At 74.7% G+C, this 13,271-nt stretch carries 10 protein-coding genes; 6 read left to right on the top strand and 4 right to left on the bottom strand.

Annotated elements, in window-relative coordinates; genetic code table 11:
- Nucleotides 1–33 precede the first annotated feature (33 nt).
- Nucleotides 34–705 (top strand): GAP family protein, encoded by a 672-nt coding sequence (locus ABZ497_RS14750; protein WP_359805181.1) that lies wholly within the window; start codon nt 34–36, stop codon nt 703–705.
- Between the two features lie 88 nt (nt 706–793).
- Here ABZ497_RS14750 and ABZ497_RS14745 read toward each other — a convergent pair whose 3' ends face one another.
- A complete protein-coding gene (locus tag ABZ497_RS14745) occupies nt 794–2,878 on the bottom strand; it encodes a sigma-70 family RNA polymerase sigma factor (protein ID WP_359805179.1) in 2,085 nt (694 codons plus the stop codon).
- Between the two features lie 169 nt (nt 2,879–3,047).
- On the opposite strand from ABZ497_RS14745, the gene radA reads away from it, so the two are divergent.
- Both radA and disA read left to right on the top strand, forming a co-directional pair.
- The gene (radA, locus tag ABZ497_RS14740) at nt 3,048–4,559 is read left to right on the top strand and encodes a DNA repair protein RadA (RefSeq protein WP_352286122.1); all 1,512 of its coding nucleotides are present in this window, start codon (nt 3,048–3,050) and stop codon (nt 4,557–4,559) included.
- Nucleotides 4,560–4,699: 140 nt separating this feature from the next.
- On the top strand, nt 4,700–5,806 hold the full coding sequence (disA, locus tag ABZ497_RS14735) for a DNA integrity scanning diadenylate cyclase DisA (protein WP_329488361.1): 1,107 nt from the start codon (nt 4,700–4,702) through the stop codon (nt 5,804–5,806).
- A gap of 172 nt (nt 5,807–5,978) precedes the next feature.
- Here disA and ABZ497_RS14730 read toward each other — a convergent pair whose 3' ends face one another.
- Nucleotides 5,979–6,860, bottom strand: a complete 882-nt coding sequence (locus ABZ497_RS14730) for a hypothetical protein (protein ID WP_359805177.1) — start codon at nt 6,858–6,860, stop codon at nt 5,979–5,981.
- Between the two features lie 226 nt (nt 6,861–7,086).
- Here ABZ497_RS14730 and ABZ497_RS14725 point away from each other — a divergent pair, with 226 nt between their 5' ends.
- Nucleotides 7,087–8,034 (top strand): A/G-specific adenine glycosylase, encoded by a 948-nt coding sequence (locus tag ABZ497_RS14725; protein WP_359805175.1) that lies wholly within the window; start codon nt 7,087–7,089, stop codon nt 8,032–8,034.
- A 114-nt stretch (nt 8,035–8,148) separates the two neighbouring features.
- On the opposite strand, the gene ABZ497_RS14720 is transcribed toward ABZ497_RS14725, so the two are convergent.
- Nucleotides 8,149–9,756, bottom strand: coding sequence for an MDR family MFS transporter (locus tag ABZ497_RS14720; protein WP_359805174.1), 1,608 nt, complete (start codon nt 9,754–9,756; stop codon nt 8,149–8,151).
- A gap of 237 nt (nt 9,757–9,993) precedes the next feature.
- Here ABZ497_RS14720 and ABZ497_RS14715 point away from each other — a divergent pair, with 237 nt between their 5' ends.
- A complete protein-coding gene (locus ABZ497_RS14715) occupies nt 9,994–10,620 on the top strand; it encodes a helix-turn-helix domain-containing protein (RefSeq protein WP_352286128.1) in 627 nt (208 codons plus the stop codon).
- Nucleotides 10,621–10,701: 81 nt separating this feature from the next.
- Here ABZ497_RS14715 and ABZ497_RS14710 read toward each other — a convergent pair whose 3' ends face one another.
- Entirely contained in the window at nt 10,702–11,658 is a 957-nt protein-coding gene (locus tag ABZ497_RS14710) for a M23 family metallopeptidase (RefSeq protein WP_359805172.1), read from the bottom strand.
- Nucleotides 11,659–12,015: 357 nt separating this feature from the next.
- Here ABZ497_RS14710 and ABZ497_RS14705 point away from each other — a divergent pair, with 357 nt between their 5' ends.
- Nucleotides 12,016–13,179 (top strand): beta-eliminating lyase-related protein, encoded by a 1,164-nt coding sequence (locus ABZ497_RS14705; RefSeq protein WP_359805170.1) that lies wholly within the window; start codon nt 12,016–12,018, stop codon nt 13,177–13,179.
- The last annotated feature ends 92 nt before the right edge of the window (nt 13,180–13,271 follow it).

The following is a 13,271-nucleotide window of genomic DNA, read 5'->3' as shown; positions in this document are numbered from 1 at the left end:
TTGTCCGCACACCGGTGACCGGGAGGAGTCGGGATGGGTGACGCCGTCGGCCAGATGCTGGCCTCGGCCGTCGGCATCGCGCTCAGCCCGATGCCGCTGATCGCCGTGATCCTGATGCTGGCCACCCCGCAGGGCCGGACCAACGGGTCGGCCTTCACGGGCGGCTGGGTGGCGGCGCTGGGAGCGGTGGTCGCGGTGGTGGTGTCGGCCGGCTCGGGGCTGAGCACCGGCTCCGCCCCGCCGGCCTGGGCGTGGTGGCTGAAGCTGGCGCTGGGCGCGCTGTTCCTGCTGCTGGGGTTCGAGCAGTGGCGGGGCCGCCCGCGCGAGGGCCATGTGCACGCGCCGCCGACGTGGATGCAGGCGATCGACCGCTTCACCCCGGTCCGGGCGGCCGGCCTGGGCGCCGCCCTGGTGGTGGCCAACCCGAAGAACCTGGTGCTGGCGGTGGGCGGCGCGGTCTCGATCGCCACCAGTACGGCCTCCGGCGGCGGCAAGGCGGGCGCGGCCGCGCTGATGGTGGTGATCGGCTCGCTCTGCACGGTGGTGCCGCTGGCGGTGTCCCGGTTCGGCGGCGACCGGTCGACCCGGGTGCTGGGTGAGTGGAAGGCGTGGATGGCCGCGCACAACGCGGCCATCATGATCGTCCTCCTGGTCGTCCTCGGGGCGAAGTACCTCGGCGACGGCATCGCCGGGCTGACCGGCTGACCGGCTGACACACGGGGCCGGGGGCGGGTGGCGGGGCCGGGGGCAGGGCGTCCCCACCCCGGGTTGTGCCTCCCGCTCCCCTCCCGGTTCAGCGCGGCGAAGCGGGCGCCGACGCGCCTCCCCTCGGCGCCGGCGACGCCGACCCGCCCGGCGACGCGGCCCCGCTGGGCGTCCCTGTCCCCGTCCCAGTGCCTGTCCCCGTCCCCGGCCCGGTCGGCGCGCCCGTGGGCGCCCCTGTCGGCGTGCCCGTCGGAGCCCCGGTCGGTGTCGCCGGGGGAGCGGTCGTCGGCGTGCCGTTCGGCGCGGCCGTCGCCGTCGGTCCGGTCGGCGCCGCCGTGGGTCCGGGCCCGGTCGGGGTACCGCCGGTCGGCGGGCCCGTCGGCGTACCGCCGGTGGGCGTCGGCCCCGGATCGGTCGGGGCCGAGGTCGGCTCGCCCGGCGCCGAGGTGCTGCCGCCCCGGTGGTGCGGGCCGCCCTCCAGGGTGACCACCGCCTGCGAGGGCGGCAGGGCGATCCGGGCGGTCCAGTGCGCGTCCGGCGCGAGGTCCTCGTCGACGGTGACGATCACCGTGATTCGCTGGCCCGGTGCGAGCGTTCCGGCGTCCCGGCTGAGGCGCAGCCAGGCGGCCGCCACCTCGGCGTGCCAGCGGATCTCGGTGGCGCCGGAGTTGGTCAAGGTGAGGACGGTGCGGTTGCCGTACTCGCCGGCCTCGACGGTCAGCAGCCCGATCGGCGCGGTGGCCGGTGCCCCCGGACCACCGGCGGGGCCTGCGGTGCCCGGCGCGGTGCCCGGGCCGCCGGTGACGGCGGGGGCCGGTGCGGCGACCAGTGTCGGACTGCCGAGCGGGGTGGCGCCCCGGCCGGGGACCGGAATCGCGGGGCCCTGGATCCCCGGGAGCAACGTTTCTGCACCCCTGGCCCCGGCCAGTTCCAGCCCCGCCACCGCCGGGGCCGCGCCCACGGCCCCCACCACCCCGCCGGGCAGCCCGGGCTGCCCGGCCACCGCCCCGCCCGGCCGGTGCCCGGCGGACCGCGCGTCGTCCTCGACCCGGACCGAGGAGACGGAGGCCGCCGCCCCGGTGCCGCCGCCACCCCGGTGGCCGGCCCAGAGCGCCACCACCGGCGCGGCCAGGACGGCGGCCAGCACCCCGGTGGTCACCACCCGGCGGCGTACCGCCCGGGCCCGGCCGCTGTCCGGTGCCCGGTGGCGCGGGAACCCGCCCTGGTCGAACCGGAGACCGGGCTCGACCACCGGGGCCGGCCCCGAGGACCTCCGACGGGCCGCCTCCTCCGCCGCACGCGGCAGGAACACCGCCCCGTCGGTCCCTGCCCCGGTCGCCGCCGGGGCCGCCGGGGCCGCCGGGGCCGCCGGGGCGGACAGGACCGGCAGCCCGGACAGGCCGTCGGCGCCCTGCGTCACCTCGCCGGCCACCCGCTCGGCGGTGCCCCGACAGGTCGGGCAGTCCGCCACGTGCTGCACCAGCTCGCGGCGTAGCGCGGGGCCGAGCACCCAGTCCCGCCAGCTCTCCGCCCCGGCCCCGCCGAGCCGGTCCAGTTCGGGGCAGCTGCCGACACCGAGCACCAGCAGCGCCGCCCTGGTCCGGCCGACCTCGGCCTCGGCCGAGGCGAGCAGTGCGCGGCAGCTCTCGAAGGGGACGCCCAGGACGGCCGCCACCTCGATCGGGCTCAGCCGGTGGCGCACCGACAGCTCCAGCGCCTCGCGCTGCTCGGGGTCGGTGCCGGCCGCCTCGGGCCAGGCCAGCGAGGCCAGCTCCCGGCGCCGACGGCCCGCCTCCGCGGCCGAGGGACCGGCGGCGTCCGACGGGCCCGCACCGCCGGTACCCGCGCCGGTCACCACGTCGAGCAGGCCGGCGACGGCGGCGGCCCCGGCGGCGGCACCAGGACCGGCAGCGCCACCGCCGCCGAGTCCGCCCCCGTCCTCCAGGCGTCGCAGGCAGCAGTACCGGGCCAGCGAGTACAGCCAGGCCCGGACCATCCCCGGTTCGGCGAGCCGGGCCCCGTGCCGCCGCGCCAGCTCGCGCACCTCGCGCAGGGCGGCCGCGGCCGCGTCGTGCTCGCACAGCACCGAGAGGCAGTAGGTGAACAGGCCGTCCACCTGCCGGTCGTACGCCGCGAGCACGGGGTCGCGCGGCCCTTCGATACGCGTTGTCACCCGTCCGACGGTAGAGAGACCCGGGCCCCCGCCCGGGCTCTTCCCCGCTGTTGTACTTCTTTCGGGTAACAACATCGCCCATTCGTGGACCGGAGGTGCCCGCACCGTCCCGTCCCCGCGCCGCGGCCGCCGGACCCGCGTTGTCGTACCCAGGCGCTACGGTGACCGCATGGCTGCCCGCACCAAGACCACCGCCAAGCCGCGCCCGGCGTACCGCTGCACCGAGTGCGGCAACCAGCTGCCCAAATGGGTCGGCCGCTGCCCGGAGTGCAACGCCTGGGGCACGGTCGAGGAGTACGGCGCGGTGCCGATCAGGACGACGGCCGCCGGGCCGGTGAGCGCGCCCGCGCGCCCGATCGCCCAGATCGACGGCCAGGTCGCGACGGCCCGCTCCACCGGTGTGCCCGAGCTGGACCGGGTGCTCGGCGGCGGCCTCGTCCCCGGCGCCGTGGTGCTGCTTGCCGGCGAGCCCGGCGTCGGCAAGTCCACCCTGCTGCTGGACGTCGCGGCCAAGGCGGCCAGTGCCCAGCACCGCACGCTCTACGTCACCGGTGAGGAGTCGGCCGGTCAGGTCCGGCTGCGGGCGGACCGGATCAACGCGCTCTCCGAGCACCTGTACCTCGCGGCCGAGTCCGATCTCGGCGCCGTCCTCGGGCACATCGACGCGGTGAACCCGGGCCTGCTGATCCTGGACTCGGTGCAGACCATCGCCTCCGCAGAGCTGGACGGCGCGCCCGGCGGGCCGGCCCAGGTCCGCGAGGTGGCCGGTGCGCTGATCCGGGCGTCCAAGGACCGCGGCATGGCCACCCTCCTGGTCGGCCACGTCACCAAGGACGGCCAGATCGCCGGGCCCCGCCTGCTGGAGCACCTGGTGGACGTGGTGCTGAGCTTCGAGGGGGACCGCCACGCCCGGCTGCGGATCATCCGCGGGATCAAGAACCGCTACGGCGCCACCGATGAGGTCGGCTGCTTCGAGCTGCACGACGAGGGCATCGTGGGCCTGGCCGATCCCTCCGGCCTCTTCCTGACCAGGCGTGACAAGCCCGTCCCCGGGACCTGCCTGACCGTCACGCTGGAGGGCCGGCGTCCGCTGGTGGCGGAGGTGCAGGCGCTGATGGTGGATTCGCAGATCCCGTCCCCGCGCCGGACGACCTCCGGCCTGGAGTCGCCCCGGATCGCGATGATCCTGGCCGTGGTCGAGCGGCACGGCGGGGTCAAGCTGGGCAAACAGGACATCTACACCGCGACGGTCGGCGGGGTGAAGCTGAGCGAGCCCTCGGCGGACCTCGCGATCGCGCTCGCCGTGGCCAGCTCCTCCTCGGACACCCCGCTCCCGAGCAACCTGGTGGCGATCGGCGAGGTCGGTCTGGCGGGCGAGGTACGGCGGGTGACGGGTGTGCAGCGGCGGCTGGCCGAGGCGCACCGGCTGGGCTTCACGCACGCGCTGGTCCCGCCGGACCCGGGCAAGGTGCCGGCGGGGATGACGGTCGTCGAGGTCGCGGACATCGGTGAGGCGCTGCGGGCCATCCCGGGCCGCCGCCGGGCCGCCGCCAAGCCGCGCGGTGAGGCGCCGTCGGCGCCGCCGACCCCGCGCCGGGCCGCCGCCGCGGCGCCCGTCGCGGCCTACCCGGAGGAGCTCATGGAGGGGTGGGAGCCGGTCGACTCGGACGAACTGCGCTGACCCAAGCCCTGTTAATGCCGCACGCAGTTAGACTTTCCCCTGTCTAATTGGCAATAAGGCAGTAATAAGCGACAGAGCGACAGACCGTAGGCCGGCGCACGGCGCGAGGCGCGCGGCACGGGGTCGACCGGAGGAGTCACGTGGCAGGCAGCGACCGGGTGGACAAGTCCTCCCGCGAGGAGGCCCTGCTGCGGGCCTCCCTCACCGCCATCGCCCCCGGCACGGGGCTGCGTGACGGCCTGGAACGCGTGCTGCGGGCCAACACCGGCGGTCTGATCGTGCTCGGCTTCGACAAGACCGTCGAGTCGATCTGTACCGGCGGGTTCGTCCTGGACGTCGAGTTCACCGCGACCCGGCTCCGCGAGCTGTGCAAGCTCGACGGCGCCGTGGTGCTGGACAAGGACATCACCAAGATCGTCCGGGCCGGGGTGCACCTGATGCCGGACTCCACCATCCCCACCGACGAGACGGGCACCCGCCACCGCACCGCGGAGCGGGTCAACCGGCAGACCGGGTTTCCCGTGGTCGCGGTGTCGCACTCGATGCGGCTGATCGCGATGTACGTGAACGGCACCCGTCGGGTGCTGGAGGACTCCACCACCGTCCTCTCCCGGGCGAACCAGGCGCTGGCCACGCTGGAGCGGTACAAGCTCCGGCTGGACGAGGTGGCCGGCACGCTCTCCGCCCTGGAGATCGAGGACCTGGTGACGGTCCGGGACGTCACCGCCGTCGCCCAGCGGCTGGAGATGGTCCGGCTGATCGCCACCGAGATCGCCGGCTACGTGCTGGAGCTCGGTATCGACGGCCGGCTGCTCTCCCTCCAACTGGACGAGCTGATCGCGGGCGTGGAGCCGGAGCGCGAGCTGGTCGCCCGGGACTACTTCCCGGAGCGGGCCGCGAAGAAGGGCCGGACGGTCGCCGAGGTGCTGGCCGATCTGGAGGCGCTGACCCACGCCGAGCTGCTCGATCTGCAGACGGTCGCCAAGGCGCTCGGCTACTCGGGCTCGCCGGAGTCGCTGGACTCCGCGGTCTCGCCGCGCGGCTACCGCCTGCTGGCCAAGATCCCGCGCCTGCCCAACACCGTGATAGAGCGGCTGGTCGAGCATTTCGGCGGACTGCAGAAGCTGCTCGCGGCCAGCATCGACGATCTGCAGACGGTCGAGGGCGTCGGCGAGACCAGGGCGCGCTCGGTGCGCGAGGGCCTGTCCCGACTTGCTGAATCGTCCATCCTGGAGCGCTACGTCTGACGACGACCAGTACGTGCGGGCGGCCCTCGGGGAACCTTCCCCGGGGGCCGCTCCGTGTCGCGGCGCCGCCCCGGCGAACCCCGTCCGGAGGTGGCCGGAAACGCGCGAAGCCCCGGCGCGGCGTGCGCCGGGGCTTGGCGGGAGGGCGTCGGGAGCGGGGCGTTCGGGGCGCTCAGCTCTCCAGGCGGATCGAGGAGCGCGCCGACACCTGGCCGCCGGAGAGGCCGGTGAGGTCGGCGACCACCAGGTAGGTGCCGGCGGGCGCGGCCGCGGGATCGGCGGTGGCGCACTGCGGCTTGCTGCGGCCGCGGTCCCAGGTGAAGGTCTCGGTCAGGCCGCTGTTGGCCGGGATCTGCACCCAGTTGCCGCCGCGGTCGGCCGGGCAGTCGCCGGAGGACCAGACGCGGTCGCCGTTGCTGGCCGTCACCGTGATGGCGGAGGCCGTCCGCCCGAGGTCCACGCGGCAGTTGGCGCCGGAGGAGTTGTGGACGGTCAGCGTCAGCTTCGGCTTGTCCTTGGGCTGGTAGGAGTTCTGGGCACTGGCCAGCTCCAGCGTCACCTGGGAGGAGGCGCAGACGGGCAGCGCCATCACCTCGGAGGTGTTCACCGGGGGAGTGCCGCCGCTGCCGCCGGAGCCGCCGGCCGCGCCGCCGCCGGTACCGCCCGCGGCGGACCCGCCGCCGGCCGATCCGCCGGTGGCCGGGTTGGCCGCGCCACCGGAGCCCGTGCCGCCGGTGCTGAGACTCGCGTCGCCGCCACCGGATCCGGAGACCGCGCCGCCGCCCGGGTTGGTGCCGCCCGTCCCGCCGCTGCCGGGGCGCGAGTTGTTCGCGGGCCCGGTCGACGACGCGCCCGGGGTGATCGTCTGGACCGGGGTCTGGGAGGGAGCGGCCTGCGCGCCCTTGCCCGCCGGTCCGTCACCACCACCGCCCTGATCGGACATCAGCCAGACGAGCAGGGCGACGACCGCGGCGGCGGCGACGGCGACGACGAGACGCCGTCGCCAGTAGATCGAGGCCGGCAACGGTCCCACGGGTTGACGCAGAGAAGGCACGCCCAAACTCTACGAGACAGTGTGTGCCCTGTGACTCATCAACACCGCACACTCGCCCCTTCCTTCACATGATCCGCCATATGAGCCGTTCGGGGGAGTCCGGGTGGGGGCCTTCCGAGGCAATCCGGAACCTGCCCGTCCGCTCAGAGGCAGCTCCGAGGCCGCTCCGCACCCGGTCCCGCACCCGCTTCGAGCCGCGGCGCGGACATGGGAGGATCGAAGGGCCATGGCTGCCATCACCGTCACCCCCGCCGTCCCCGCCCCCTCGTCCGCGGCGGCCGCCGTACCGGCGCTGCCGCTGCCGCTGCCGGTGCTGCACTCGACCGTCCTCGGCTGGTACGACGCCCACCGGCGCGACCTCCCCTGGCGGACCCCGGAGGCCTCGCCCTGGGCGGTGATGGTCAGCGAGTTCATGCTCCAGCAGACCCCGGTGAAGCGGGTGCTGCCGGCCTACGCGGCATGGCTGGAGCGCTGGCCGACACCGGCCGACCTGGCGGCCGACGCGCCGGGCGAGGCGGTCCGGATGTGGGGCCGGCTGGGCTACCCGCGGCGGGCGCTGCGCCTGCACGGGGCGGCGGTGGCGATCACCGAGAAGCACGGCGGCGTCGTCCCGGACGACCACGCGACGCTGCTCTCGCTGCCGGGCGTCGGGGAGTACACGGCCGCGGCGGTGGCCTCGTTCGCCTTCCGCCAGCGGCACGTGGTGCTCGACACCAACGTCCGGCGGGTGTTCGCCCGCGCGGTGACCGGGGTGGAGTACCCGGCCCAGGCCACCACGGCGGCCGAGCGGCGGACGGCGACGGCGCTGCTGCCCGACGACGCCGACACGGCGGCGAGCTGGGCGGTCGGCGTGATGGAGCTGGGTGCCCTGGTCTGCACGGCGCGCGCACCGGAGTGCGGCGGCTGTCCGCTGTTCAGCCACTGCGCGTGGCAGCGGGCCGGCCGCCCGCCGTACGAGGGCCCGGCCCGGCGCGGCCAGACCTACGAGGGAACGGACCGGCAGGTGCGCGGGAAGCTCCTCGCGGTGCTGCGGGACGCGCACGGCACGGTCGGGCAGGCACGGCTGGACGCGGTCTGGCCGGACGCGGTGCAGCGGGCCCGGGCGCTGGACGGACTGGTCGCCGACGGCCTGGTCGAGCCGGTCGAGCAGGGGGTCTACCGCCTGCCGCAGTAGCACGGGGGCGGCCCGTGGCGGCCCTTGGCGGCCTGCGGGACGGCGGACCGGAACCACCCGCGCCCGGAGACGCGAAAGCCCCCCTCCCAGGGCGGGAGGGGGGCTTTCCGGGCGTCAGATCGCGACGGCCTCGATGTTGGGCTCGGTGCCCTTGGCGTCGTCCTTCGCCGGCGAGCCGGCGCCGCGCAGCGGCACCTCGCGCAGGAACACCGCCGCGGCGATCGAGATCACCGCGGCCGCGGCGCCCCAGAGGAAGACGGTGTGCATGCCGTTGGCCACGGCGTGGTGGTACGCGTCCTGGACCGGGGCGGGCAGCGCCCGCAGCGCGGCCGGGCTCAGGGAGCTCGGGTCGCCCTTGCCACCGCCGTTGGCGGCCGCGTCGCCGAGCCGCTCCTTCATGGTCTCGGTCACCCGGTTGTTGAACAGGGCCCCGAACAGCGCCACGCCGAAGGAACCGCCGATGGTGCGGAACAGCGTGGCGGTGGAGCTGGCCACGCCCATGTCCTTGAGCTCCACGCTGTTCTGCGCGACCAGCATGGTGATCTGCATCAGGAAGCCCATGCCGGCGCCGAGCACCACCATGTAGCAGGCCGAGGCGAAGCTGCTGGTGTCGGTGGAGAGCATGGACAGCAGCAGCATGCCGCCGGTCATCACGATGGTGCCGATGATCGGGTAGATCCGGTACTTGCCGGTCTTGGTGACCGCCTGGCCGACCACCAGCGAGACGACCAGCATGCCGAACATCATCGGCATCAGCAGCAGGCCGGAGTTGGTCGCCGAGGCGCCCTGCACGGTCTGCTGGTAGAGCGGCAGGAAGACGGTCGAGCCGAACATCACGAAGCCGACGATGAAGCCGATCAGCGAGACCAGGGTGAAGTTCAGGTTCTTGAACAGGTCGAGCGGGAGCATCGGCTCCTCGACCCGCTGCTCGACGTAGCAGAAGGCGATCAGCGTGGCGGCGGCGAGCGCGCCCAGGCCCAGGATCTGCTTGGAGCCCCAGGCGTACTCCTGGCCGCCCCAGGTGGTGATCAGGGTGAGCGCGGTGATGCCGGTGGTGAGCAGGAGCGCGCCGACGTAGTCGATGCGGGCCTTGCTGCGGACCTTCGGCAGCTTCAGGGTGACCACGACGACGGCGAGCGCGATCACGCCGAGCGGCAGGTTGATGTAGAAGGTCCAGTGCCAGCTCAGGTGGTCGGTGATGAAGCCGCCGACCAGCGGGCCGCCGATGGTGGCGAGCGCCATCACCGCGGCGAACATGCCCTGGTACTTGCCGCGGTCACGCGGCGGGACCAGCGCGCCCATGATCGACATCACGCCGACCATCAGACCGCCGGCGCCCAGGCCCTGGAGGGCGCGGAAGCCGATCAGCTCGTTCATGTTCTGCGAGAGGCCGGACAGCGCCGAACCCACGAGGAAGATCACGATCGAGGTGAGGAAGATGCCCTTGCGGCCGTAGAGGTCGCCGAGCTTGCCCCAGATCGGGGTGGAGGCGGCGGTGGCCAGGGTGTAGGCGGTCACCACCCAGGACAGGTGCTCGGCGCCGCCGAGGTCGCCGACGATCGTCGGCATCGCGGTGCCGACGATCAGGTTGTCGAGCATGGCCAGCAGCATGGTGACCACCAGGCCGATCATGACCAGGCGGATCTCCCGGGGGGAGCGCGTCTGCTGCTCCTCGGGCGTCGTCGTTTCCGGTGCCGGGGTGGCGGCCTTGGGTTGTGACATGGGGTGGTGTCTCCCGGACTGGAGGCGGACGACCGATCTGGCCTGCGGAAGGCTTACTTACTTGTCGCCCGGCTAGTTTGTGGACCGTCGGCACGGTAAGTTGTGCACTAGCCGGTCGTCAAGCCAGTTTCCAGGTCGACCACCGGAACGGGGAGAATGAGTTCGGACGGGCAGGCGTCGACCGGCGCCGGCCGAACGCAGCCACAGCAGTCACCGACGCAGTCAACGAGGCAGGCCATGGGTACGACGCACAGCCCCCGCAGCGACACCCGGGCCCGTATCGTCGCGGTCGCACTGGAGCTCTTCTCCGAACAGGGGTACGAGCAGACCTCGCTCCGCGAGATCGCCGACCGCCTGGGCGTCACCAAGGCCGCGCTCTACTACCACTTCAAGACCAAGGACGACATCGTCCACGGCATCGTGCAGAGCATGGCCGCGCCGATCGACGACACCATCGCCTGGGGCCGCGAGCAGGAGTGGACGCCCGCGCTGCGCGACGAGCTGATCCGCCGGTTCGCGGCGGGCATGTCGGAGCGGGCCCCGCTGCTGCGCTTCTTCCACGAGAACCAGCCCGCGCTGCGCGACTCGCCCGCCGGGGTGGAGTTCAAGGACCGCATGATCGCGATGGTCCGGCTGGTGCACGGCCCGGAGGCCACCTTCGAGGACCGGCTGCGCGCCGCGATGTCGCTGTTCACCATCAACTCGGCCCTGTTCCTGATCAAGCAGGACGCCGCCGAGTGCCAGGAGCCCGGGCACGTCCCGGAGCACGCCGTACCGGTGGCCACCGTGGAGGAGGCGATGGCGGCCGCGCAGCGGGTCGCGCTGGAGATCGGCGCCCTGATCAGCCCCCCGGTCCGGGTCTGAGCGGCCCGGCGCCCGCCCACGAACGCCCGAGGGGCGGACCGGTCGCGTGGACCGGTCCGCCCCTCGTCGTGTGCCGCGGCCTCAGAAGCCGGTGACCCCGTGCCCGGAGAGGTAGGCGATCGGGTTGACCACCGCGCCGTAGTGGTTGCTGGAGCGGATCTCGAAGTGCAGGTGGGGCCCGGTCGAGTTGCCGGTGTTCCCGGAGCGGCCGATCTGCTCGGCGGCCGACACCCGGTCGCCCGCCGACACCGAGATCGACGACATGTGCGCGTACTGCGCGTACCGCCCGTCGGCCAGCCGCAGCACGACCTCCTTGCCGTAGGCGCCGTCCCAGCCGGCCGACACGACGGTGGCGTTGCCGACCGCCAGCAGGGCGGTGCCCGGGGACACCGCGAAGTCCACGCCGGTGTGGTAGCCGGCCGCGTACTCGGGGTTGGCCACGCCGTACGGGTTGCTGGTCGGCGCGCCCGGCACCGGCGCGGACCACTCGGGCGCGGGTGCCGGAGCGGGTGCGGGTGCGGGTGCGGGGGCCGGAGCCGGAGCGGGAGCCGGGGCGGGCTCGGCGGCCGGAGCCTGGTCGGCGGACGGCGCGGCCGGGGCGGGCGGCTCCGGGGGCAGCAGGTTGGCGGCGACCGCCACGTACTCCTGCGCCGAGCCGTGCTCGTGCGGCAGCTTGTAGGCGCTCGGGCCGGCGACCTGCACCGGCGTGGGGGCGGGCACCGCGGCGGGCGAGGAGGTGAAGGCGGAGCTGCCGGGGGTGGTGGGTACGACCGTCTGCGCCGAGGCGCTGCCGGGGGCGGCGACCAGCAGGGCGCCGGACAGTATCACCGCGCTCGCGCCGATCGCGGTGACGGTGCGGTGCCGGTCGGCCCGCAGCGGGCCCCCGGGGAGCACGTGGCGGGGCGCGGTGAGCGTGCGCAGCGGGGCGGCGTGGGTGCGGACGGCCTGGCCGAGCCGGGGCTGCCAGGCGGCCGCCCGGTTCGCCGCGTCGGCGGCGAGGCGGCGCAGGGCCGGCCCCATGGGCGGGACGGAAGACATCGGTAGCTCGACCTCACGGACGTACGGGGGCAGCGCAACGAGCCCGTTCGGGCGTGCTGAGCAGGGACCACTCAGGTGTAACCGTCACCGAGCGGACTCCCAAACGGTGTGACGTACTACGGCGTGTAGTCACCGTCCGGCCGGAGATTCAAGCCGACGGAGTAACGATCATGTGATCCGACAGTAGGGTCACGGCCCGCGTCTCCCAGGGCCCCGCCGCGTCGCGCTACTACCGCCGCTCGTACCACGGGCGGTGCTTGTGACCAGTGCCACCCGGCGCCGGGCTCCGGCCGGGCCCGCGGCGCCCGTGGTGTCCGCACCGCTGACCCCGCGCCGTCCCTGCGGGACCATCGACGCATGTATCCCAACAGGAGCGAAGAGACCGAAGCCGACCGCGGGCCCGGCGTCCAGGAGCGCCGGTACACCGCGCTGCGCGGCTGCGAGCGGCTGCTCTCCGGCACCCGGCCGCGAAGCCTGCGCGAGCGGCTCGCCGCCCTGGCCGAGGAGGGCGAGGGCGCCTACGACCTGGACCGGCGGCCGGACATGTACGGCGACGGCGTGGTGCGGGCCCTGGAGAACCGGGTCGCCGAGCTGCTCGGCACCGAGGACGCCGCGTTCTTCCCCACCGGCACGATGGCCCAGCAGGTCGCGCTGCGGATCCACGCCGAGGCCGCCGCGCTGCCGACCGTGGCCACCCACCCGCTCGGGCACACCGAACTGCACGAGCGGCACGCGCTGGGGCGGCTCAGCGGTCTGCGCAGCGTCTGGCCCACGGTCGCGCCGCGGCTGCCCACCGTGGCCGAGCTGCGGGCCTTCGACGAGCCGTACGCGGCGATGATCCTGGAGCTGCCGCTGCGCGAGGCCGGGTTCGTCCTGCCGTCCTGGGCGGACCTGCTGGCCGTGGCCGCGGTGGTCCGGGAGGAGCACGGCGCCGCGCTGCACCTGGACGGGGCCCGGATCTGGGAGTCGGTGGTGCACTTCGACCGCCCGCTGCCGGAGATCGCCGCCCAGGCCGACTCGGTCTACGTCTCCTTCTACAAGACGCTCGGCGGGATCAGCGGCGCGGCGCTGGCCGGCCGGGCCCGCTTCGTGCGGACCGCCAAGGCCTGGCGGCACCGCTACGGCGGCCAGCTGTTCCAGCAGTGGCCGGCGGCGCTCGCCGCGCTGGCCGGCCTGGACCGCGAACTGCCGCGCCTGGGGCAGTACGTCGCGCACGCCGGGACGGTCGCGGCGGCGCTCGCCGAGGGGTTCGCGGGCGTTCCGGGCGCCCGGGTCCACCCGGCCCCGCCGCACACCCACCAGTTCCAGCTCTGGCTTCCCTACCCCCCGCAGGAGCTGGACCTCGCGGGACTCCGGCTGGCGGAGGAGTCGGGGACGGCCCTGTTCGGCGGCTGGCGCGAGCAGGGCCTGCCGGGGCTGTCGATGACGGAGGTCACGGTGGCCGCGGACGCGCTGGAGTGGACCGGCAAGGACGTCACCGAGGCGGTGGACGCCTTCCTCGCCCTGCTGCCGGACCGGTAGGTCCGACCGGAAGTGCCGCGCGGACCCCGCCGGACGGGCGGACTCCGGCGGCTGCGCGGACCTCTCGCGGACAAGCGTCCGGCCCGCCCCCG

This window comes from Kitasatospora sp. NPDC005751 (genome assembly GCF_040630835.1).
Classification (GTDB): Bacteria; Actinomycetota; Actinomycetes; order Streptomycetales; family Streptomycetaceae; genus Kitasatospora.
Note: the sequence above shows the minus strand (reverse complement) of the source record. Positions and strands in the feature narration are given on the sequence as shown.

What these genes read in the sequence shown, in the direction of transcription:
- ABZ497_RS14750 (WP_359805181.1), top strand. Translation starts at nt 34, where the DNA reads ATGGGTGACGCCGTCGGCCAGATGCTGGCCTCGGCCGTCGGCATCGCG.
- radA (WP_352286122.1), top strand. Translation starts at nt 3,048, where the DNA reads ATGGCTGCCCGCACCAAGACCACCGCCAAGCCGCGCCCGGCGTACCGC.
- ABZ497_RS14725 (WP_359805175.1), top strand. Translation starts at nt 7,087, where the DNA reads ATGGCTGCCATCACCGTCACCCCCGCCGTCCCCGCCCCCTCGTCCGCG.
- ABZ497_RS14720 (WP_359805174.1), bottom strand. Translation starts at nt 9,756, where the DNA reads ATGTCACAACCCAAGGCCGCCACCCCGGCACCGGAAACGACGACGCCC.
- ABZ497_RS14715 (WP_352286128.1), top strand. Translation starts at nt 9,994, where the DNA reads ATGGGTACGACGCACAGCCCCCGCAGCGACACCCGGGCCCGTATCGTC.
- ABZ497_RS14710 (WP_359805172.1), bottom strand. Translation starts at nt 11,658, where the DNA reads ATGTCTTCCGTCCCGCCCATGGGGCCGGCCCTGCGCCGCCTCGCCGCC.
- ABZ497_RS14705 (WP_359805170.1), top strand. Translation starts at nt 12,016, where the DNA reads ATGTATCCCAACAGGAGCGAAGAGACCGAAGCCGACCGCGGGCCCGGC.